We start from the raw sequence: 22,079 nt of genomic DNA on the forward strand, positions 1-22,079 counted from the left end.
TGGATCGGTCAAAGGCTGGCGGGATCGTGTCCCCGCCAGCCTCTCACATCACCGCGACAGCCAGGTCTGGACGGCGGGCTTCAGGCGATCGGCTACCGCCTTGCGCACCGCGATCTGCGAGATCGACCGCTTGGCCCCGCCGCGCGAGCCTTCGGGCAGATTGGCGGCGGCCCAGGCTTCGATCTTGCCAGGCATGGCGGGATCGTTCGATCCTGCGCCCAGCCCGACGATGAAGGTCGAGCGATTGCTCTCCTCCAGGAAGCTGTCGACCAGCGGCTTGTTCGCGACCGCCCAGTCGAACGCCATGTCAGGATGCGCCCCCGCGATCGAGCGGAGCAGCGCGGCGCGCTGCGGCGGGGTGAAGGTGTTGTCCTTCAACACGCTCAGCGCCCGACGCGCCGCCGCCTCGTCCTCGGCAAAGCCCAGCAGCGAGACATAGCGGTTCTTGACCACCGGGTTGCGCTCGGCCTTGGCCAATTCGTACAGGCGGTCCCACTCAGCGGGCGTCGCCTGCTTGGCGTAGGTCGCCAGGATCGGCTGGCGGATGGCGCCCGGAATGGCGTTCGGGTTCTTGCCCAGCGCCGTCACATAGCCACGCGCGCGCGCCGCGACCATCGCGTCGCCGCTCGTGCCGAGCTGCCCGATCAGCGTCTCGCGCAGGTTGGAGACGAGCGCGCCGTCCTCCGGCTTCGGCTCGAACCCGATCCGCGCCAGCACCGGCGACAGGATCGCCGCCGTCCGCGCTCGCAGCGGCTTTTCGAGCGGCGTGCCCTCATACAGGCCGTTCAGACGCGCCAGTTCGCCGGCGACCGTCTCCCATTCCAGCGGATCGGCCTCGGGCTGCACCTTTGCCATCAGCTCGAACCAGCGGCTCAGATCCTGATAACCACCCGCCGCCAGCGCATAATCGTCGCCCAGCGTACCCAGACGATCGTTCAGCGCCAGCTTGACATAGTCGCGCACGATCGCGGCATGGCCCGCATCGTCATACATGACGCGCGTATAGGACCCCTTGCCCTGGTTCAGGACCAGCGTGCCGCAGCCGCCGACCGTCACCGGCACAGGCGCAGCGCCGGTCACGATCGCGGTCGTCTCGGCCCCGCCGATCGTCGCCACGCGGATCGGCACATGCCAGGTCTGGGGTGCTTTCGACGACTCATCCAGCCCGAACCGCCCTTGCGTCAGCGTCGCGACGGTCTTGCCGCCCTCGCAGCGTGCGCCGGTCATCGTGATGAGCGGCACGCCGCCCTGCAGGGTGAAGTCGTGCGCGATGGTCGCGACGTTAGTGCCGGACGCCTTGGACAGCTCTTCCCAGAGCTGGTCGGTCACCGTATTCCGATACTTGTACTTCGCCATATAGGCGCGGATGCCCTTGCGAAACGTGTCCGCGCCCAGCGTCGATTCCAGCATCCCGATCACCGCCTGCCCCTTCAGGTAGGTGATGCTGTCGAACGCTTCGCCGATCTGGTCGACCGTCTCGACCTTGCGGATGATCGGGTGGGTGGCGCTGGTCGCGTCGATCCCCATCGCCGACTCGCGCTCGCCCGCGACGCTGGCCGCCGCCGCTTCCCAGCTGGGGTTCAGGTCGTTGCTGGCCTTGCCCTCCATCCACGAGGCGAAGCCCTCGTTCAGCCAGAGGTCGTCCCACCAGCGCGGGGTAACGAGATCGCCGAACCACTGGTGCGCCATTTCATGCGCGACGACGGTGTGGATGCGCTGGCGGTTGCTCTCGCTCATCACCTTCGGGTCGAAGAGTAACTCATTCTCGAAATAGAAGATCGCCCCCCAATTCTCCATCGCGCCGAAGAACTGGCTGGAGCCGGGGCCTGCGATCATGTCCATCTTGGGCAGCGGATAGGGCGTGCCGAAATAGTCGTTGTAATAGGACAGCAGCTTGGTGGCCGAGCTCAGCGAATAATCGCCCTGATCCACCACACCCTTGCGGCTGACCACGCCGATCTGGACACCGTTCGCGTCCACCGTCTTACGATCGAGATTGCCCGAGCCGAAGAAGAGCAGATAGCTGGACATCACCGGCGTCTCGCCGAAGCGGTAGAGCTGGCTGCCGTCTGCTTGGGCGGTGACGGATTCTGCGGGCATGTTGCTGATCGCGCGCTGGCCCTTGGGCGCGGTAGCGGTCAGGCGGAACTTGGCCTTGAAGGCAGGCTCGTCCCACATCGGCGCGAAGCGGCGCGCGTCGGGCGCCTCGAACTGGGTCGCCAGCATCCGGTCGGCCGAGCCGTCGGCATTGGTATAGTCGATCGCGAACAGGCCGTTGGCCGAGCGGTTGATCGTGCCGGTCCAGGCGAAACCGACCTTGTGCCGCCCTACGCTCGCCGCCTGCGGCAGGGTCAGCGTCAGGGTCTGCGCCGTCTTGTCAGCGACGAAAGGCACCGGCTTTCCGTCGAAGGTCGCGCGCGTCACGGTCAGCTCGGCGGCGTTCAGCACGATCGTCGCGGTCGCCTCTTTCACATCGACATCGACCGTTTCCTCGCCGGCGAAGGTCAGCGCCTTCGCATCCGGCCGCACGGTGATGTCGTACAGAACCGGCGCGACGGTCTGGGGCAACTGGCCCGCCGCCAGCGCCGGGGTGGAAACGGTCAGGGCCAGCAGGACCGATAGGGCGGACTTCATCGCAATCAGGGCCTTTCACTTTGGAATGCGCAAATCTCTACGCCCTGTTCGGCTCAAAGCAAATGACGGTCATGTAATAATGTTGCACGCGACCAAGCGGCGCTGGACACGCTTTACCTTTACGTTATCGTAAAGCCATGAGCCTGCCCCCCGCCCTGAGTCGCCTGTCCCTGCCTGTCATCGGGTCGCCGCTGTTCATCATCTCCAACCCGGACCTGGTCATCGCCCAGTGTAAGGCGGGGATCGTCGGCTCCTTCCCGGCGCTGAACGCGCGGCCTGCCAGCCTGCTCGACGAATGGCTCCACCGGATCACAGAAGAACTGGCGGCGCATGACCGGGCGCATCCCGATCGCCCCGCCGCGCCGTTCGCGGTCAATCAGATCGTTCATCGCTCCAACGACCGACTGGAGGCCGACCTGGCGGTGTGCGCCAAGTGGAAGGTGCCGATCGTCATCACCTCGCTCGGCGCGCGGGAGGATGTGAATGCGGGCGTCCATAGCTGGGGCGGGATCACACTGCATGACGTGATCGACGACCGTTTCGCACGCAAAGCCGTGGAAAAGGGCGCGGACGGGCTGATCGCGGTGGCGACGGGCGCGGGCGGCCATGCCGGGCGGCTCTCTCCCTTCGCGCTGGTGCAGGAAATCCGCAGCTGGTTCGACGGGCCGCTGGCGCTGGCGGGGGCGATCGCGACGGGCGATGCGATCCTCGCGGCGCAGGCCATGGGGGCGGACTTCGCCTATATCGGCTCGCCCTTCATCGCCACGACCGAGGCCAATGCCGCCGAAGCGTATAAGCAGGCGGTGGTCGAGGGCCGCGCGAGCGACATCGTCTATTCCAGCCTGTTTACCGGCGTCCACGGCAATTATCTGCGCGCGTCGATCGTGGCGGCCGGGCTGGACCCCGACAACCTGCCGGACGGCGACGTGGCGACGATGAACTTCGGCGGTGGTCAAGCCGCCAAGGCATGGCGCGACATATGGGGCGCAGGGCAAGGCATCGGCGCGGTCGACCGCATCGCCCCCGCCGCCGAACGCATCGCAGCGTTGCGGGAGCAATATGAGGCGGCGCGGGAAAGTCTGTCGCTGGCCCGATAGCCGTCGCCCGTCGGAGTATTTAGAACGCCCGCCCCAACCGCGCCTGCAATGCCTGAACCGGACTCATTACGGGCGGGGTCACGTCAGCGAGCGCATCGAGCCTCTCGACCCGGCGATGCAGGTCGAGGCTCGCCTGGGTGAGCCGCTGCGCCTGGCGGGGCAAGACGGCGAGTTGCGCTGCGTCGCTGTCCGGCGATGCGCCCAGCCGCCGCACCGGCTGGCGCGCTTCGGTCCAGTCCATCTCCCCGGCCTCGACCGCGCGCTGGGTCAGGACCCAGGCGATGACATGCATCAGCCGCGTCGTGACCTTCAGCGACTCGCAAGAAAAGGCGACCCGTACCACCGGGTCCAGCGCATCGCGCTCGTCACGTCCGATGCCGTCGAAATAGCCGCGCGCCGCCTCGGCCAGCGCCATGGCCTCGCCATAAAGGCTTTCGATCAGCTTCGCGTGAAACGGGGATTCGGACGGCATGTCGGGCATGGCCCATGGCTCGCATGACATGGCTTTCAGGGACAAGACGGCGCTTGGGGGCGGCCTGTCCCGATACGAACCGGTCAGGCGATGATGTCGGGAATCAGCCGGTCTTCCAGTTCGGCAAGCTCGTCGCGCAGGCGCAGTTTGCGCTTCTTCAGCCGCGCGATCTGCAACTGGTCGGGCGTGGAGGACTGCAGCAGCGCGGCAATGGCATCGTCCAGATCGCGGTGCTCGGTTCGCAACATGTCGATCCGCGCGCGTGCCAGCGTGACGTCCATCCTGCTCCCCCTTGGCGACCGACGCGGAGGAAGTCCGACGCCGGTTCAGCCCCTCTAGCAAGCCCGCGTGCGCGGCGCGAGAGGCGGCAACACGTCGTCGCGTCAAATGCCTCATCCGGTCGATTCTGACGAAAATGGATGGGGACAGATGCGGCTTTTGGTGTTTTAATCACTCCCCCAAGCAACGACAGGAGGTTGAAGCCCATGCACACGGCGCATCAAACGGCCCTGGAGACCAAGCACGCGACGTTGGATCGGCGAATCAGCGCCGAATCACAGCGTCCCGTGCCAGACGCGCTGATCCTTGCGGATTTGAAGAAGCAAAAGCTCAGGCTGAAGGAAGAGATGCAAGGCCTATAGCCTTGACGCGGCCGCGCGGGTCATTCGGCCCGCTGCGGCCCTTGTCGCCGACGGACCCTTGTCACCGACGGACTACGTCGCAGATCGGGGCCTTCCTGGATAAGGAATGGTGCTACGCCCCCACAACCATCGTCGGATCAGTGATGGAAGGGCTTGGTCTTCAAGCCCGTGAACGGCTTGGCATAGTCCGGCGTTGACGTCCCCCCGCCGACCGGCTTGCGCACGAGCGTCGGATCAATCGGCCGATCGAAGGCGACGCCCACCCGGCCCTGTGTGCACCAGGCGATCCGCCCCGACACCAGGCCGATCCCGCGCAGATCCAGCGAGACCGGCGTTCCTATTTCCACGGAGACGGCCAGCTCGGCCATCAACCCGCCCTCGGAGATATTACGGACGCGCACGTCGCGCGGCGTCGCCTCGTCGTCCAACGTCATCTGCGCCATGAGCAACAGGCTGTCGCGCCGTCCAGCCCGGTCGCTGCGTTCCACTTCGTCTTCGGCCATTCCAGATCCACTTGCGGGTGCGCGGCTCGTCGCTTCCATCCCGATCGTCCTACGTACCCGTTATTGCCTTGCGCGATCATGCGACAGCTGCCGCCGCGTTGCCAATCCATTATTGGCAACGGGCTCCAACCATCTGTCAGCAAATGGGGCAAGTCCTTCGCGTTCGCCCCGCTTTCCTGCCGGGCGAAACCAGGGCGGGGGCCGGGCCGACTTATACCGCCCCGATGCCCCACCCTGTCGATCAATCGTCGCGCGAGACCTTTTCGTTGCGCTCGTGACGCTCCTGCGCCTCGACCGTCATCGTCGCGATCGGCCGCGCCTCCAGCCGACCCAGGCTGATCGGCTCGCCGGTCACTTCGCAATAACCATATTCGCCTTCCTCGATCCGGCGCAGCGCGGCGTCGATCTTGGAGATCAGCTTGCGCTGGCGGTCGCGGGTGCGAAGCTCGATCGACCAGTCGGTCTCGCTCGACGCGCGATCGGTCAGATCGGGTTCGCGCAGCGAGTCGATCTGCAGCTGGGACAGGGTTCCCTGCGCCTCGCGCTGAATGGCTTCCTTCCATGCGATCAGCTTGCGGCGGAAATAGGCCTGCTGCTTCAGGTTCATGAAAGGCTCGTCCGCCGAGGGACGATAATTTTCGTCGAGATCATTGGCCGCATCCGGCCCGGTGGATTCCGTCACGCGATTAATCACCGTCGCCATACCACTCTCCCAAAGGGCCCGTCGGTGCGACGTTCGGCACCGTGTCCTCGGGGCCGCCCCCTGATGGTCGAGAGGGCCTATAATCGGTGCCACCGTCTGCCGCAAGCGACCGGCGTTTCATCGTATTGCCAATTTCTATAATAAAGTTGCGATGTTAACCCGATATGGACGAAATGGTGCCTTTATGGTGTATTTCCACACCCAATCGTCGAATCTCCCTGCCGCGACCCGCCCGTTTTTTAGAGAACCCGCTCCTGTCCGCGGCCCGAATCCCAAAGCTAGACGCGGGAGGGGAATATTCGGTTTGACCTTAAGGCTTTGTTGGTCACTGTGATGACAGAAACCTGAAAACTGCCGATAATGGGCAGACGGGCGCAGCCGGGACCATCACGGGACCGGAACCATCGCCCGGTTCGAGCCTTGGTTCGGACCCCGTATCGTTCTGGGGCCGGAACCGTTAGAGGATGTGACGATGTCTGTGCGAATGGCCTTGGCAAAGCTGACGGCATGTGCCGCTGGGGGTGCCGTGATCGGTGGCGGGGCCGTGCATATGGTCGACCGTCCCGAGCGCCCTGCCCTGGTCAAGCAGACCAAGGTCAAGAAGCGGATCGTCCACCGCCGTCCCCCGCCAAAGCGGCGGATCGTCAAGCGGACCACGACCATCACCACTACGCCGCCTCCCACCATCGTCACCGTCACGACTCAGGACCCGCCGGTTCCCATCCCCCTGCCCCCCGCCCCCTCGTTCGCGACGGGTGGCGGCTATGTCCCCGCGGTGATCGGCGGCTGGGGCGGCGGCTTCGGCGGAGGCTGGGGCGGTGGTTTCGGGGGCGGCTTCGGTTTCGGCGGCGGCGGATCGAACGGCAACATCGTCATTTCCTCGACCAGCAGCGGCGGGTCGACCTCCACCTCTTCGGCTTCGGGCGGGTCCGGCGGGTCGTCGACCTCCTCCGCATCCGGGGGGGCGGGCGGATCGTCCACCTCGACCGGCGGAGTCAGCAGCACCTCGTCGAGCGGCAACGTGTCGAGCACGTCCTCGACTGGCGGATCGTCCACCTCGTCGGGCAATGTTTCCTCGACAAGCGCGTCGTCGGGCGATGTCAGTTCGTCGAGTTCGTCGAGTGCCTCTTCCGCGTCGTCCGCCTCCTCTGCGTCGTCCAGCGGCTATGCGTCGAGCAGCAGCGGGTGGTCGTCCAACGGCTCTTCCGCCTCCAGCGCATCCTCGGCGTCGAGCGCATCGTCCGCCTCCTCGGCGAGCAGCGCATCCTCGTCGGGCGGCGACACGCCGCCGCCGACCCCGGTGCCCGCCCCGCCGATGGTCCTGCTGTTCGGCAGCGCGGCGGCGGCGCTGGTCATCCGGCGGCGACTGGCCAAGCCGAGAACGGCCTGACCCGCCGCCGCCCGGTGGCGATTACGCCTTTTGCAGCGCGGCCTCGATCTCCGGGACCGGATGCCCGGTCAGGTCCTTGGCCAGTTCGCCGACCAGTCGGTCCTCGACCGCCTTGTGATAATGTTTACGCAGCTCGCCCAGAGTCTTGGGCGGGGCGACGACGATCAGCGCCTCGAACTCGTTGGCCAGCGCACGGCGCTTGAGCATCTCGGCGGTTTCGGCCGCGAAGCGATCTTCCTCCTGCTGATGGAAGTCGACCTCGCCCATCGTGCCGCCGGTGGTCGAAGAGGCCTGACCGGCCTGATCGGTCTTCTGGTCGCGATCGGCGGGATTATTCTGTTCCACCGCCTGTTCGACGATCAGATTGGGATATTCGGCATTGCCTTCGTTCCGAAAGAACAGGCTCTTGCGGCCATCGACGACCAGCACGAAGCTGTTATGCGGCACCTGCATCGCGTTTCTCCTTCTATGGACTGGGATAACGCGGTCGCTTCGCCACGGGTTGCGTGACGGCGGAGCGAAGGCCATAGCCTCGCCCCCATGCACGACATTCGCCTGATCCGGGACGACCCCGCCGCCTTCGACGCCGCCCTCGCCAAGCGGGGCGCCGAACCCCAGGCTGACACGCTGATCGCGATCGACGAGCGCCGCCGCGCGATCATCGCCGACGCGCAAGACGCGCAGACCCGCCGCAACGACCTGTCCAAGCAGATCGGCCAGGCCAAGGCGGCCAAGGACGAGGCACGCGCCCAGGCCTTGATGGACGAGGTCGCCGCGCTGAAGGCCAAGCTCCCGGAACTGGAGGAGCAGGAGCGTGGCGTCGAGGCCGAGCTGAACACCGCACTCGCCGCCATTCCCAACCTGCCCGCCGCCGATGTGCCGCAGGGCGCGGACGAGAATGACAATGCGCTGGTCCACCAGAAGGGGAGCCCCGCGACCTTCGCGTTCGAGGCGCGCGAGCATGACGCGATCGCGCCCGCGCTGGGCATGGATTTCGAGACCGGCGTCGCACTGTCGGGCGCGCGCTTCACCCTGTTGCGCGGCCCCATGGCGCGGCTGTCGCGCGCGCTCGGCCAGTTCATGCTCGACCGCATGACCGAGGAAAACGGTTTCGAGCTGGTCCAGCCGCCGCTTCTGGTCCGCGACGAAGCCGCCTTCGGCACCGGCCAGTTGCCCAAATTCGCCGAGGATCTGTTTCGCACCACCGATGGCCGCTGGCTGATCCCGACGGCGGAGGTCTCGCTGACCAACATCGTGCGTGAGGCGATTCTGAGCGAAGCGGAGTTGCCGCTGCGCTTCACGGCGCTGACCCCCTGTTTCCGTTCGGAAGCGGGCGCGGCCGGGCGCGACACGCGCGGTCTGATCCGCCAGCACCAGTTCGACAAGGTCGAGATGGTGTCGATCACCACCCCCGACCAGTCGGATGCCGAGCATGAGCGGATGACCGCCTGTGCCGAGGGCGTGCTGGAGGCACTGGGCCTTCCCTATCGCCGGATGCTGTTGTGCACCGGCGACATGGGCTTCTCGGCGGCGCGCACCTATGACCTGGAGGTCTGGCTGCCCGGACAGGCACGCTATCGCGAGATTTCGTCCTGCTCGACCTGCACCGATTTCCAGGCGCGGCGGATGATGACGCGCTATCGCCCCGCCGAGGGCAAGGGCACGCGCTTCGTCCATACGCTTAACGGCTCGGGGCTGGCGGTCGGCCGTACGCTGGTCGCCGTCATTGAGAATTACCAGCAGGCCGATGGCTCGGTCGTCGTTCCCGAGGTCATCCGTCCCTATCTCGGCGGGCAGGCGGTGCTGGAGCCGCGCTGATGCGCATCCTGCTCACCAATGACGACGGCTATCACGCACCGGGGCTGGTCGCACTGGAGCGGATCGCGGCGACGCTGTCGGACGATGTCTGGATCGTTGCGCCCGCCGAGGACCAGTCGGGGACCAGCCGCTCGCTGACCCTGACCCGGCCGATGCGGCTGCGGCAATTTGGTGAGCGGCGCTTTGCGGTGACGGGCACGCCGACCGACTCGGTGCTGATGGCGCTGGGCGAGGTGATGGCGGACAACAAACCCGACCTGATCCTGTCGGGCGTCAATCGCGGTGCCAATCTGGGCGAGGACGTCTTTTATTCCGGCACGGTGTCGGCCGCGATGGAGGGCGCGCTGGCGGGCATCCGCTCGGTCGCGCTCAGCCAGCGCTATCCGACGCAAGGGGTCGGCGACCAGGTCTCCTTCGCCACGGCCGAAGCCTGGGGCGAGCGGGTATTGCGTCCGCTGCTCGACATGGACTTCGCGCCCCGCACGCTGGTCAACGTCAACTTCCCGCCGGTCGCGCCGGACGTGGTAAAGGGTATCCGCGTCGCGCGACAGGGCCTGCGCGACTATGGCCGGGCGCGGTTCGAGAAGCGTGCCGACCCGCGCGGTTACGACTATTACTGGCTGGCGCTTGGCCGCCTGCCGCATCAGCCGGGTCAGGACAGCGATCTCGACGCCGTGGCTGAGGATTATATCGCGGTAACGCCTTTGCAACTCGACCTGACGCATGACCCGTCCTTCGTTATGCTTAACAAAGCCTATCGCTGAACGGGTTCTTGGGGGGACGTGGGGTTGGATCGGACAACGGGCGCCATCGGGCGGATCTTGGGGCTGGGGCTGCTGGTATCGGGCTGCATTCCGAACATGGAGCCGCCGATGCGCGCCGCCGAGCCCGTCGCGCCGCCGCCCGCCCAAGTCGCCACCGTGCCGCCTCAGGCCGCCCCGGTGACGCGGCCTGTCCCCGTGTCGCCGGCTCCCCGGCCGAATGGATCGCGCCCCGCCATCCGTCGATCGGTGCCCGCCGCTGCGCCTCGCACGACGCAGCGCGTGCCGATGGCCCCGCCCGTCAGCCAGCGGCCCGCCCCCGTCGCGACGCCGACCGCGCCCGTTTCCTCGCTGCCCGCACCGCGCCCCTCCTGGGAGCTGCGCCCGGTCACGCCCGATGCGCGCGAGATCGCGGACAGCGTCTATGTCGTGAAGCCCGGCGACACGCTGCGCGCCGTGGCGGATCGCACGGGTGCCGGGTCTGAAGTCATCGCACGTGCCAACGCGCTGCCCCCCCCCTTCATGATCCGGACGGGCCAGCGCCTGACCATCCCCGGCGGCCGCTATCATCTGGTCCGCTCGGGTGAGAGCGGCATTGCGATCGCGCGCGCTTACGGCGTCTCATGGTCGCGGATCGTCGACGCCAATGCGCTGAGCGAACCCTATGTCCTGCGCGCCGGGCAGCGGATCCTGATCCCCGGCACGGCTCCCGGCGCCACGCCGCTCAGCAGCGCCGCCGAGCGCGCCGCCGCCTTCAAGCTCGACGTCGACGACATCCTGACCGGAGGCGAGCCCGCGCTGGCCAGCAACCAGGAACCCGCCAAGCCCAGCGCGACGCCACGCCGCGTCCTGCCGCCGACCGCCGTGGTCGCGGCCCCCGCCCGGCTGCGCTCGGGCTTTGCCTGGCCGGTCGATGGCCGCGTCGTGAAGCGGTTCGGCGCGGGCTCCAGCGGCGAGCGCAACGACGGCATCAAGATAGCGGTGCCGGTCGGTACGCCGATCAAGGCGACGGCGGACGGCGTGGTCGCCTATGTCGGCGACGGCATCGCGGCGCTGGGCGGGCTGGTGATCGTCAAGCACGGTGACGGCTGGACCAGCGTCTATGGCCATGCCTCCAAGCTGATGGTCCAGCGCGGCCAGAGCGTGAAGCGCGGCCAGACGCTGGCGCTGTCGGGCCAGACCGGCTTTGCCGACCGGCCCGAGCTGCATTTCGAGCTGCGCCGGGGCCGCACCCCCGTCGATCCGCTCAGCCAGTTGCCCAAGCCCTAGGCCAAATCGACATTCAGCCCTGCCTATTCCTCCCTCGCCCCTCTCAGAGGGGAGAGGGTTGCGCAGACTTGGTCTTTGCGAAAGCAAAGGCTTAGTCGGAGCTGGGTGAGGGGCGAAGCGCTCGGGGACCGAGCGCGCGAGCCCGCAGGGCTCGCTCAACCCCTCACCCAAGCTGCGCTAGCCAGCACGCTGGCAAGCTCCGCTAACCCTCTCCCCTGTCCAGGGGAGAGGGAAAGGAGATGCGTTATGAGTGTGGATCGGCCCTAGGGAACGCACCTTCATGAACGCTGCCTAACGGTCGGTTCAGGATTCGGAACGCCACGACCTGTCATAGGTTGAAAACGAACACGGGGCCGTTGCCCCTGGGAGTTGGCGTATGAAGAAGATGTTCCATGTTCTGGCCGCGATCGGCCTGTCCGTGACGGGCGTCGCGGCAACGACGGCGCTGCCGGTGTCGAGCGCCGAGGCGCAATCCTGGCGCGGGGACGGTCCGCGTTATGATCGCGACCGTCGCGATGACCGTCGCGACTGGCGCGGGGATCGTCGCGACTGGCGGGGCGAACGGCGTGGGTGGCGCGATGATCGCGGCTGGCGCGGTAACGATTGGCGCGGTCGCCGCGAGGCACGGGTCGCACGCGAATATGACCGGGCGCGCCGCACCCCCGGCTATGTCGATCCGCGCTCGCAGGGCGACTATACCAACTATACCGGCCGGGGCTCGGGTTATCGCCCCTGCAACTATGTCGAGCGTAACGGACGGACCGTCTGTCGCTGACCCCCCGATGCCTTTGGGGTGACGAAAGCGGATCGGCGGTGTAACGGCCAGTCATCATGGCATACACTTCCGATCTGCTTCGCACCCTGGATGAACGGGGTTACGTCCACCAGATGACCGACGGCGCCGCGCTGGACCGTCTGGCCGAAGGCGGCGTGGTGCCGGGTTATATCGGCTTCGACCCGACCGCGCCGTCGCTGCACGTCGGCAGCCTGGTGCAGATCATGCTCCTTCGCCGGATGCAGCAGACGGGCCACAAGCCGATCGTCCTGATGGGCGGCGGCACCGGCAAGATCGGCGACCCCAGCTTCAAGGACGAGGCGCGCAAGCTGCTCGGCGAGGACGGGATCAAGGCCAATGTCGCCTCGATCAAGCGCATCTTCGAACGCTTCCTCACCTTCGGTGACGGCCCGACCGACGCGGTGATGGTCGACAATGCCGACTGGCTCGACAAGCTGGAATACATCCCCTTCCTGCGCGAAGTGGGTCAGCATTTCTCGGTCAACCGGATGCTGTCCTTCGACTCGGTGAAGCTGCGCCTCGACCGCGAACAGTCGCTCAGCTTCCTGGAATTCAACTACATGATCCTCCAGGCGTACGACTTCCGCGAGCTGGCGCAGCGTCATGGCTGCCGCTTGCAGATGGGCGGGTCGGACCAGTGGGGCAATATCGTCAACGGCATCGAACTGGCCCGCCGCATGGACGGGACGGAGGTGTTCGGCGTGACCACCCCGCTCATCACCACGGCGGACGGCGGCAAGATGGGCAAGACCATGGCGGGTGCCGTCTGGCTGCACGAGGACCAACTGCCGCATTTCGATTACTGGCAATTCTGGCGCAACACTGACGACCGTGACGTCGGCCGCTTCCTGCGCCTGTTCACCGACCTGCCACTGGACGAAATCGCGCGGCTGGAGGCGCTGGAAGGCGCAGAGATCAACGAGGCCAAGAAGATCCTCGCCAACGAAGCCACCGCCATGTGCCGTGGCCGCGCGGCGGCGGACGAAGCGGCGGAGACGGCGCGGCGGACCTTCGAGGAAGGTGCGGCGGGTGCGGCGCTGCCGAGCTTTGCGGTCGAGGGTGGTTCGGTTTCCATCGTCGACGCGCTGATCGGGCTGGGCTTTGCCAAGTCCAAGGGCGAGGCACGGCGCCTGATCGCAGGCGGCGGCGCGCGGGTGGATGGCGAGAAGGTTTCGGACGAGAATGCCGTCATCGCCGTTGGCGGGGAGCCGGTGAAGGTTTCGTCGGGCAAGAAGAATCACGGATTGCTGACGGCGGGGTAAGTCCCGTGGCCTTCGACTTCGCTCAGGCTGAGCGGGGGTTTGGACCAATCCCTTTCCACAAGGGCTGTACCCCGGCGAAGGCCGGGGTCCAGTTTCTGCCAAGTCAACGAAGCGGGATGGCGGTGCGTGGGGGGCACTTTCTTCGCCCAACAAACCGCAAGGCAACTGGACCCCGGCCTCCGCCGGGGTACGAGCCGGGCCTCACCCCCGCTTCACCACCACCGCGCCCGCAATGACCAGCGCCACCCCCACGACCTTCCCCAACGTCACCGGCTCGACCCGCACCCCGAACAGCCCGAAATGGTCGACGATCAGCGCCGCCACCAACTGGCTGGCGATCGCCGCCGTCAGCGCCACCGAAATGCCCAGCCGCGGCGCGGCATAGGCCAGCACGGCCACGAATCCGGCTCCGTAAAAGCCGCCCAACCACGCCCAACCCGGCGCGCCCTTGAGCGCCGTCGGGCTAGTCCGGTCGATCGCCGCCCAGACGATGGCGAGCACCACCGTCCCGATCAGGAACGAGGTCAGCGCCGCCAAGACCACCGATCCCGACGCCTTGGCGAGTGCCGCATTGGTCGGCGGCTGGATCGCCAGACCGAGACCGGCGATCAGGACGAGGATGAGCGGAAAGACAGCAGCCATCCGCGCCCAACGCCACGAACGCCGCTTCGTTCAGCCCGAACGCAAAAGCGCGACGCCTGCATCCCGCTCGAACAGATAGAGTGCCGTCCGCGCCGCCTGCCCGCGCGGTGCTTCCAGCCCGCCGTCGCGGTCGATCAGCAGCCGCGCATCGTCCTGGGCGCACTGCATCAGGTCGGCCATGTTTTCGGGCGTGGCGAGCCGGAACGCCATCTCCCCCGATTGCCGCGTGCCGAGCAGTTCGCCAGCACCGCGCAACCGCAGATCCTCTTCGGCGATGCGGAAGCCGTCATTGGTCTCGCGCATCAGGGCAAGCCGCGCCCGCGACGTTTCCGACAGATGCGAGCCCCGCAGCAACAAACAGCGCGACAGCCCCCCGCCCCGCCCGACGCGCCCGCGCAACTGGTGGAGCTGTGCCAGGCCGAAGCGGTCGGCATGCTCGATCACGATCAGCGTGGCATTGGGCACGTCGACCCCCACCTCGATCACCGTCGTCGCGACCAGCACGCCCAGCCGTCCGCCCGCGAACGCCTCCATCACGGCGTCCTTCTCGGCAGGCTTCATCTTGCCATGAACCAGGCCCACCCGCTCGCCGAACCGCGCGCGCAGGGTCTCAGCGCGCATCTCGGCGGCGGCGAGGTCGGACTTCTCGCTCTCCTCGACCAGCGGACAGACCCAGTAAGCCTGCCCCCCGTCCGACAGATGCCGACCCAGCGCGTTGACCACTTCGTCCAGCCGGTCCTCCGACACCACCCGCGTCTCGATCGGCTGGCGGCCCGGCGGCATCTCGTCCAACCGGCTGACATCCATCTCGCCGTAATTGGCGAGCGTCAGCGTGCGCGGGATCGGCGTCGCGGTCATCGCCAAAAGGTGCGGCGGGGCCTTCCCCTTGGCGGACAGCATCATCCGCTGCGCCACGCCGAAGCGATGCTGTTCGTCCACCACGACCAACGCCAGGTCGCGGTACGTCACGGTGTCCTGGAAGATCGCATGGGTGCCGACCAATATGTCGATCTCCCCCGCCGCCAGCGCCATCAGCGTGGCCTCCCGCGCCTTGCCCTTGTCACGGCCGGTCAGCACGGCGATCTCGAGCGGCAACCCGGCCAGCGTCTTGCGGAGCGTCTCATAATGCTGACGCGCGAGGATTTCGGTCGGGGCTAGCATCGCCGCCTGCGCACCCGCCTCGACCGCGATCAGCATCGCCATCGCCGCGACCAAGGTCTTGCCCGCGCCGACGTCGCCCTGGAGCAAGCGCAGCATCGGCGCGTCCTGCGCCAGATCGCCCTCGATCTCGCGCACCGTCCGGCTCTGCGCGCCGGTCAGCGTATAGGGCAGCTTGAGCATGTCCCTCAAGCGCCCGTCGCCGTTCAACGCCCGCCCCCGCCGCTTGCGGGTATCGGCACGGACCAGCGTCATCGCCAGCTGGTTGGCGAACACCTCATCATAACCCAGCCGCTCGCGGGCTTTCACGTCTGCCGGATCGGCATGGATACGCGCCAGCGCGTCCTTCCAATCGGGCCAGCCGCGCTGCGCCTTCAGCCCCGACTCGATCCATTCCGGAAGTTCGGGCGACCGTTCCACCGCCTGCGCCGCCAGCGCCCCCAGCCGCCGTGAGGTGATCCCTTCCGACAGCGGATAGATGGCCTCGCGCTCGCGGAAGCCTTCCGCGCTGTCGCCCAGATCGGGATGGACGATTTGCAGATCCTGGCCATAGAGGTCCAGGCGCCCCGACACGACCTTCGTCTCGCCGATCGGCAGCAGCTTCTTCACCCAGCCCGAATTGCCGCCGAAATAGACCAGCGCGACGCTGTTGCCCGCCGCATCCTCGGCCCGCACCCGCGTCGGCCCGCGCGGAGAGGACGAGGTGCGATGCTCCTTCACGGTGAGCGGAATGGCGATGACCCTCCCCGCATCCGACACCATCAGTTCGTCACGCGGAAAGCGGTCGATATGGCCGGTCGGCAGATGAAAGGCGACATCGACCACGCGCGCGATGCGCAGGCGCTCCAAAGGCTTGGCGAGACCGGGCCCGACGCCTTTCAGCGACGTGACCTCGGCGAACAGCGGATTGAGGATATCGGGACGCATGACTAGATGGGTCTGTATAGCCTCTGCTTCGCACGCCGCCAGAGCATGCGAAGCCTATTCTCGTTCGATCGGAGCCTCATGGACCACGAAACCCGTATCAAACGCCTCCGCTTCCGCGCATGGCATCGCGGCACCAAGGAAGCCGACCTGATGATCGGCGGCTTTTTCGACGCGCATCACGGGACGTTGAGCATTGAGGAACTCGACTGGTTCGAGGCGCTGCTGGAGGAGCAGGATGTCGACATCATGGCCTGGGCGATCGGGACACAGCCCTGTCCGCCGCAATGGGACGGCCCGGTGATGCAGCGGATGCGCGCGCTGAATTTCGTGCCGATCGCCCGGTAACTTATTCAAGTTCAGCCGTTCACCTGCCCGACGACCCCAGCTTCGGAACCTCATGCCCGATATCAAGACGATCCTGTCCGCCAAAAGCCCGCTGACCCTGTCGGGCGTTCCGGCGGGGTTCCTGCCGGTGCTGCTCGCCGATCTGGCGCGAGCAGCGACCACGCGCGCGGTGTTCATCTCCGCCGACGAAGCACAGATGCGCGAACTGGCCTCGACCGCGACCTATTTCGCGCCCGAGTTGGAGGTGTTGCAGATCCCGGCTTGGGACTGCCTGCCCTATGACCGTGCCTCGCCGACCTTGCGCGTCATGGCGGAGCGGATCGCGGGGCTGCACCGGCTCCAGGCCAAGCCCAAGACGCCGCAGCTGGTCCTGACCACCGCCAATGCCGCGACCCAGCGGGTGCTGACGCCGTTCCGCATCCGCCAGCTGGTCGCCCGCCTTGCGCCGGGCGAGCGGATCGGGCTGGAAAAGCTGTCCGCGCTGCTCCAGGCGAACGGCTATGTCCGCACCGAGACGGTGCACGACCAAGGCGAGTTTGCGGTGCGCGGCGGCCTGGTCGACCTGTTCCCCAGCGGCGAGGAACAGGCGCTGCGGCTCGACTTCTTCGGCGACGAGATCGAGAGCGTCCGCACCTTCGATCCCGCCGACCAGCGGACGACGGGCCGGGTCGAGGGCTTCACGCTGCTCCCGGCCTCCGAGGCGCTGCTCGACGAGGAGTCGATCAAGCGTTTCCGCACTCGCTACCGCGAAACCTTCGGCGCGACCGCGACCGGCGATCCGCTCTATCAGGCGGTGTCCGAGGGGCGGCGCATGGCGGGCATGGAGCATTGGCTGCCGCTGTTCGAGGAAAAGCTGTCGACGCTGTTCGACCATCTCGGCGACGCTGCGGTGGTGGTGCGCGACAGCGGCGTGACGGCGGCGGCGACCGCGCGGTTCGAGGCGGTGGCCGACTATTACGAGAACCGCAAACGCGCCGAAGCCGCACAGCCGGGCAGTTTCCGCCCGCTCCCCGCCAAGGCACTGTACCTCGCGCCCAAGGAATGGGACGAAGGGCTGGAGACCGCGACCGCGCACCTCGTCTCGCCCTTCCATGAGCCCGAAAGCGCGACCGTCCTCGACTTCGAGGTGGACGGCGCCCGCGATTTCGCGCCCGAACGCGCCGCCCACGCCAATATCTACGAGGCGGTGGTCGATCATGTCGAAGCACTGCGCAAGGAAGGCCGCAAGCCCGTCCTCGCCAGCTATTCAATCGGCGCGCGCGAGCGGCTCGGCAGCCTGCTGAAGGATCACGGGCTGAAGGGCGCCAAGGCCGCCGAGACCTGGCAGGAAGCGCTGGGCATCGCCGATACCTCCAAGAGCTTCGGCGTCGCTTTGGTCGTCCTGCCGCTCGACCATGGTTTCACCGCACCGGGCATCGCGGTGCTCACCGAACAGGACATGCTGGGCGACCGGCTGATCCGGCGGCAGAAGCGGCGCAAGTCGGCCGACGCCTTCTTGGCCGAGCTGGCGACGCTGTCGCCTGGCGATCTGGTGGTGCACTCCGACCACGGCATCGGCCGTTATGAGGGGCTGACCTCGATCCCGGTCGGCAAGAGCCCGCATGACTGCGTCGCGCTCTCCTATGCGGGCGGCGATAAGCTGTACGTGCCGGTCGAGAATCTCGAAGTCCTGACCCGCTACGGCTCGGGCGAGGACGGGGCGAGCCTCGACCGGCTGGGCGGCGAAGCGTGGCAGCGGCGCAAGTCCAAGATGAAGGAGCGCATCCGCGAGATCGCGGGTGAGCTGATCGCGGTGGCCGCCGAGCGCGCGCTGCGCCCCGGCGAGGTGGCGGAGCCCGACAGCGCGGGCTATCCGGCGTTCGTCGACCGTTTCCCGTACGAAGAAACCGACGATCAGGACCGCGCCATCGACGATGTGCTGGGCGACCTGACCGCGGGCAAGCCGATGGACCGGCTGATCGTCGGCGATGTCGGCTTTGGCAAGACCGAGGTCGCGCTGCGTGCCGCCTTCGTCGCGGCGATGGCGGGGATGCAGGTGGCGGTCGTCTGCCCCACCACGCTGCTCGCGCGCCAGCACTACAATAATTTCGTCGCGCGGTTCGAGGGCTTCCCGATCAAGATCGGCCGCCTCTCCCGCCTCGTCACCGCGACCGAGGCCAAGCGGACCAAGGATGGCGCGGCGAGCGGCGATATCGATATCGTCGTCGGCACCCATGCGCTGCTCGCCAAGAATGTCGAGTTCAAGCGGCTGGGCCTCGTCATCGTCGACGAGGAACAACGGTTTGGCGTCACCCACAAGGAACGGCTGAAGGCGCTGAAGGCCGACGTCCATATGCTGACGCTGACCGCCACCCCGATCCCGCGCACGCTGCAAATGGCGATGTCGGGCCTGCGCGAACTGTCGGTCATCCAGACGCCGCCGGTCGATCGCCTCGCGGTGCGCACCTATGTCATGCCCTGGGACCCCGTGGTGCTGCGCGAGGCCTTGCTGCGCGAACATTATCGCGGCGGGCAGAGCTTCCTCGTCACCCCGCGCGTCGCCGACCTGCCCGACATCGAGGAGTATCTGCGCAAGGAGCTGCCGGAGGTCCGCTATGTCGTCGCCCACGGCCAAATGTCGGCGACCGAGGTCGAGGAGCGCATGTCCGCCTTCTACGACCGCAAGTTCGAGGTGCTGGTGTCGACCACCATCATCGAAAGCGGCATCGACATTCCCTCCGCCAACACGATGATCGTCAACCGCGCCGACCGCTTCGGCCTGGCCCAGCTCTATCAGTTGCGCGGGCGTGTCGGCCGGTCGAAGACACGCGCCTATGCCTATATGGTCACGCCGCCGGAGCGGATGATGACCGAGGCGGCGGAGAAACGGCTGAAGGTGCTGTCCGACCTGGACTCGCTGGGCGCGGGCTTCCAGTTGGCCAGCCATGACTTGGATATTCGCGGCGCGGGCAATCTACTCGGCGACGAACAGTCGGGGCATATCAAGGAGGTCGGCTACGAACTCTACCAGTCGATGCTGGAAGAGGCGATCCTGGAGGCCAAGGCGGGCGGCGCGTTCGAGAAGGAGCGTGACTTCTCGCCCCAGATCACCGTCGACGCACCGATCCTGATCCCGGACGATTACGTCCCCGATCTCGACCTGCGCATGGGGCTGTATCGTCGCCTCAACGATCTGGAAAAGCACCAGGAAGTCGAGGAATTCGCCGCCGAGATGATCGACCGCTTCGGCCCGCTGCCCGAGGCGACCGACAACCTCATCCAGGTCATCAAGATCAAGCTGAACGCCAAGACGGCGTGCATCGCCAAGATGGATGTCGGGCCGCGCGGCGTGCTGGTCGCGTTCCACGACAATCGCCCGCCCAATGTCGACGGCCTGTTCGCTTATGTCGAGCGGCTGGGCGAACTGGCCAAGCTACGCCCCGACGGCAAGCTGGTCCTCAATCGCGCCTGGCCGGATGCCAAGGCGCGGCTGCACGGTGCGCTGCAATTGTCGAAGGGATTGGCCAAAGCGGCGGGATGATCAAAAATTCTCCCCATCTCCGATGGGGAGGAATAGGTGTCAGCTGCTGTGATCGGCGACAATCTTCCAGCCATCGGCGCGGCGCTCGAAGACCAGGGTGGTCATCCCGCTCTCGGTCTTCGCGCCGCCCGACAGGTTCCACCGCGCGAACAGGATGCGGCGGTCGCCGATACGCTTCAGGTCGAGAAAGTCGAAGCGCAGCTTTCCACGGCTGTTCGCACCATCGGTGAAGCTCTTGCGATAATTATCGGCAATAGCGGGCTTTCCCTTGACCAGCCCCTTGCCGGTGACGAACACCGCGTCGGGCGCATAGATCGCCATGAAGCGGTCCAGATCGCCCGCATCCCACCCTGCCGCGCTGTCCAGCATCACCGCGCGGATCTCGGCTTCCGCCGGGTCGGCGACGGGTGCGGCGGCATGGACCGCCATCGGCGACAGCGCCAGGGCCGCCGCGAACGTCAGGCTGCGCATTCCAACTCTCCCTCGACCATTGCCCGCAGTGCATTCTCATCGAGCGGCGCGGCGCAGAGAAAGCCTTGATAGGTCTCGCAACCCAGCCGCCCGAGCAATTCCGCCTGTCCTTGCGTCTCTACCCCCTCGGCGATGAGGCCCATGCCGAGCTGCGCCGCGATGCGGATGATGCCGCGCACGACCACCCGGTCACGGCGCGATCCGTCCACCTCGGTGACGAGCGCGCGGTCGATCTTCAGATAGTCGATCGGCAGGCTGGTGAGGTAGGCGAGGCTGGAATAGCCCGTGCCGAAATCGTCGATCGCCACCCGGACACCCGCCAAGCGCAACGTGTCGAGTACCTGCGCCGCGCGGTCCAGCTCGCGGATCAGGCCGGTCTCGGTGATCTCGACGGTCAGCCGCTCGATCGGAAAGCCGCTGGCGGCCACCCGGTCGAGAAAGATGCGGCCGAACCCCACACGCGCGACATCGGCGGCGGTGACGTTGATCGACAGGCGCAGATGCGACAGGGTCCCCGGCCAGCGCGCGGCGCGTTGCAGCGCGACCTGCTGGATGTGATCGGACAGCGCCAGCCCCAGATCGGCGCGTTCGGCGGCGGCAAAAAGCGGATCTGCCCCCAGCGGCCCCAGCGTCGGATGCCGCCAGCGGGCCAGCGCCTCCACGCCGGTAATTCGCCCGGTTGCGATGGCGACCTGCGGCTGGAAGACGATGTCGATCTCGCCGCGTTCGATCGCATGGTGAAGGTCGGCGGCCAGTACGTCGAGCGGCGCGACATCACCGGGATGGGCGAAGCGCAGCATCGTGCCGTCGCTCGCCTGCGCCTGGGTCAGGGCCTCGCCCGCCCGCGCCAGCAGGCTGGCCGGGTCTTCCTGCGGCCGCGCGACCGACAGGCCCAGCCGGACACCCAGCCGGATCGGCGTCGCCCCCGCCTGGAACGGCTGAGCCAGCAGCGTCTCCAGCGTCTCGGCGATGGCGCGCGCCTGTCGGCCATCGGCAACGCCCGCCATGACGAACTCCGCGCCCCCCGAACGCGCCACGATTGCCCGGTCGCCAAACGCTTCGGCCGCGACCGCCTGCATCCGCGCCTCGACGCCGCGCAACAACATGTTGCCCGCCGGTCGCCCATGTGCGGCGTTGATGAGGTCCAGCCGTGACAGCGATACGACGATCGCGACACAAGGCTCGTTCTGTTCGAGAATATCGGCGACCCAGCGATGGATTTCGCCCACCTCGCCATCGGCATGGGTCCGCCGCCGCCGCACGTCGAGCGTCCGGCGGGCATGGCGCTCGGCGAGCTTCAGCGCGGCGTGCACCATCGCCTCCCCCGCATCCGGCGCCAGGATGTGCGTCGCCCCGGCGGTCAGGAAGGCATCAAGCGTCTCAGCTTCCGCATCGGGTACCGCGACCAGCATCGCCGCGCCGGTCGCCGCGATCACCGCGCCCAACGCCTGCGCCGCCCGCAACCCGGCATCGCCCGCCCCACGCGCATCGATCAGGGCGACCCGCGCCTCGCTGGCCAGGAACGCACCGACCAGCACGTCGCCCGCCGGATTTTCCCCGTCGCGCGGTGCCATCGACCAGATCGCCCAGCCGCCACGGATGATCGCTTCGTCCAGCATCGCAGGATGACGGAACGAAAGCGCAAAGATCGCCGTTCCCCTGCGGTGGGC

Annotated in this window: 20 protein-coding genes; 10 read left to right on the forward strand and 10 right to left on the reverse strand. The window is 67.2% G+C overall.

Annotated features, from left to right (window positions below):
- Nucleotides 1-48: 48 nt before the first annotated feature.
- Complete coding sequence (locus tag KV697_RS03650; protein ID WP_219020141.1) at nt 49-2,634, reverse strand: M1 family metallopeptidase; 2,586 nt, start codon at nt 2,632-2,634, stop codon at nt 49-51.
- A 137-nt stretch (nt 2,635-2,771) separates the two neighbouring features.
- Between KV697_RS03650 and KV697_RS03655 the strand changes: the two genes are divergently transcribed.
- Nucleotides 2,772-3,731: an NAD(P)H-dependent flavin oxidoreductase gene (locus KV697_RS03655; protein ID WP_219020142.1), complete on the forward strand. Its 960-nt coding sequence runs from the start codon at nt 2,772-2,774 to the stop codon at nt 3,729-3,731.
- A gap of 19 nt (nt 3,732-3,750) precedes the next feature.
- Here KV697_RS03655 and KV697_RS03660 read toward each other — a convergent pair whose 3' ends face one another.
- Together KV697_RS03660 and KV697_RS03665 are read right to left on the reverse strand one after the other, a co-directional pair.
- Nucleotides 3,751-4,203: a DUF1465 family protein gene (locus tag KV697_RS03660; protein WP_257575588.1), complete on the reverse strand. Its 453-nt coding sequence runs from the start codon at nt 4,201-4,203 to the stop codon at nt 3,751-3,753.
- Between the two features lie 83 nt (nt 4,204-4,286).
- On the reverse strand, nt 4,287-4,484 hold the full coding sequence (locus tag KV697_RS03665; RefSeq protein WP_042482878.1) for a YdcH family protein: 198 nt from the start codon (nt 4,482-4,484) through the stop codon (nt 4,287-4,289).
- A gap of 204 nt (nt 4,485-4,688) precedes the next feature.
- Between KV697_RS03665 and KV697_RS03670 the strand changes: the two genes are divergently transcribed.
- The gene (locus tag KV697_RS03670; protein WP_219020144.1) at nt 4,689-4,844 is read left to right on the forward strand and encodes a YdcH family protein; all 156 of its coding nucleotides are present in this window, start codon (nt 4,689-4,691) and stop codon (nt 4,842-4,844) included.
- 137 nt (nt 4,845-4,981) lie between these two features.
- Here the strand turns inward: KV697_RS03670 and KV697_RS03675 are convergent, their stop codons facing one another.
- Nucleotides 4,982-5,347: a PilZ domain-containing protein gene (locus KV697_RS03675; protein WP_257575589.1), complete on the reverse strand. Its 366-nt coding sequence runs from the start codon at nt 5,345-5,347 to the stop codon at nt 4,982-4,984.
- A 241-nt stretch (nt 5,348-5,588) separates the two neighbouring features.
- Nucleotides 5,589-6,050, reverse strand: coding sequence for an RNA polymerase-binding protein DksA (dksA, locus tag KV697_RS03680; protein ID WP_219020146.1), 462 nt, complete (start codon nt 6,048-6,050; stop codon nt 5,589-5,591).
- Between the two features lie 526 nt (nt 6,051-6,576).
- On the opposite strand from dksA, the gene KV697_RS03685 reads away from it, so the two are divergent.
- On the forward strand, nt 6,577-7,440 hold the full coding sequence (locus KV697_RS03685) for a PEP-CTERM sorting domain-containing protein (protein WP_219020147.1): 864 nt from the start codon (nt 6,577-6,579) through the stop codon (nt 7,438-7,440).
- A 21-nt stretch (nt 7,441-7,461) separates the two neighbouring features.
- Here KV697_RS03685 and KV697_RS03690 read toward each other — a convergent pair whose 3' ends face one another.
- Nucleotides 7,462-7,893, reverse strand: coding sequence for a host attachment family protein (locus KV697_RS03690; RefSeq protein ID WP_219020148.1), 432 nt, complete (start codon nt 7,891-7,893; stop codon nt 7,462-7,464).
- Between the two features lie 87 nt (nt 7,894-7,980).
- Between KV697_RS03690 and serS the strand changes: the two genes are divergently transcribed.
- The 5 genes from serS (at nt 7,981) to tyrS (ending at nt 13,346) form a co-directional block, all read left to right on the forward strand.
- Nucleotides 7,981-9,258 carry a serine--tRNA ligase gene (gene serS, locus KV697_RS03695; RefSeq protein ID WP_219020149.1) on the forward strand — a complete coding sequence of 426 codons (1,278 nt, stop codon included), beginning with the start codon at nt 7,981-7,983 and terminating at the stop codon, nt 9,256-9,258.
- Nucleotides 9,258-10,022, forward strand: a complete 765-nt coding sequence (surE, locus tag KV697_RS03700) for a 5'/3'-nucleotidase SurE (RefSeq protein WP_219020150.1) — start codon at nt 9,258-9,260, stop codon at nt 10,020-10,022. Before serS ends, surE begins: the two co-directional genes overlap by 1 nt.
- Nucleotides 10,023-10,046: 24 nt before the next feature.
- Nucleotides 10,047-11,288: a peptidoglycan DD-metalloendopeptidase family protein gene (locus KV697_RS03705; protein ID WP_257575590.1), complete on the forward strand. Its 1,242-nt coding sequence runs from the start codon at nt 10,047-10,049 to the stop codon at nt 11,286-11,288.
- A 376-nt stretch (nt 11,289-11,664) separates the two neighbouring features.
- Nucleotides 11,665-12,063: a hypothetical protein gene (locus tag KV697_RS03710; protein WP_219020151.1), complete on the forward strand. Its 399-nt coding sequence runs from the start codon at nt 11,665-11,667 to the stop codon at nt 12,061-12,063.
- A 56-nt stretch (nt 12,064-12,119) separates the two neighbouring features.
- Entirely contained in the window at nt 12,120-13,346 is a 1,227-nt protein-coding gene (gene tyrS / locus KV697_RS03715; protein WP_374011386.1) for a tyrosine--tRNA ligase, read from the forward strand.
- Nucleotides 13,347-13,547: 201 nt separating this feature from the next.
- On the opposite strand, the gene KV697_RS03720 is transcribed toward tyrS, so the two are convergent.
- Together KV697_RS03720 and recG are read right to left on the reverse strand one after the other, a co-directional pair.
- Nucleotides 13,548-13,988 carry a DMT family transporter gene (locus KV697_RS03720; RefSeq protein ID WP_219020152.1) on the reverse strand — a complete coding sequence of 147 codons (441 nt, stop codon included), beginning with the start codon at nt 13,986-13,988 and terminating at the stop codon, nt 13,548-13,550.
- A 30-nt stretch (nt 13,989-14,018) separates the two neighbouring features.
- Nucleotides 14,019-16,073: an ATP-dependent DNA helicase RecG gene (recG, locus tag KV697_RS03725; protein ID WP_219020153.1), complete on the reverse strand. Its 2,055-nt coding sequence runs from the start codon at nt 16,071-16,073 to the stop codon at nt 14,019-14,021.
- Between the two features lie 78 nt (nt 16,074-16,151).
- Here recG and KV697_RS03730 point away from each other — a divergent pair, with 78 nt between their 5' ends.
- Both KV697_RS03730 and mfd read left to right on the forward strand, forming a co-directional pair.
- Nucleotides 16,152-16,418, forward strand: a complete 267-nt coding sequence (locus KV697_RS03730; RefSeq protein WP_219020154.1) for an FAD assembly factor SdhE — start codon at nt 16,152-16,154, stop codon at nt 16,416-16,418.
- A gap of 52 nt (nt 16,419-16,470) precedes the next feature.
- On the forward strand, nt 16,471-19,938 hold the full coding sequence (mfd, locus tag KV697_RS03735) for a transcription-repair coupling factor (RefSeq protein ID WP_219020155.1): 3,468 nt from the start codon (nt 16,471-16,473) through the stop codon (nt 19,936-19,938).
- A 39-nt stretch (nt 19,939-19,977) separates the two neighbouring features.
- Here mfd and KV697_RS03740 read toward each other — a convergent pair whose 3' ends face one another.
- Entirely contained in the window at nt 19,978-20,409 is a 432-nt protein-coding gene (locus tag KV697_RS03740) for a YybH family protein (RefSeq protein ID WP_257575591.1), read from the reverse strand.
- Nucleotides 20,397-22,028 (reverse strand): putative bifunctional diguanylate cyclase/phosphodiesterase, encoded by a 1,632-nt coding sequence (locus tag KV697_RS03745; RefSeq protein WP_219020156.1) that lies wholly within the window; start codon nt 22,026-22,028, stop codon nt 20,397-20,399. Before KV697_RS03745 ends, KV697_RS03740 begins: the two co-directional genes overlap by 13 nt.
- Nucleotides 22,029-22,079: the final 51 nt, after the last annotated feature.

The sequence above is a fragment of the Sphingomonas sanguinis genome (assembly GCF_019297835.1).
Lineage (GTDB): Bacteria > Pseudomonadota > Alphaproteobacteria > Sphingomonadales > Sphingomonadaceae > Sphingomonas > Sphingomonas sanguinis_D.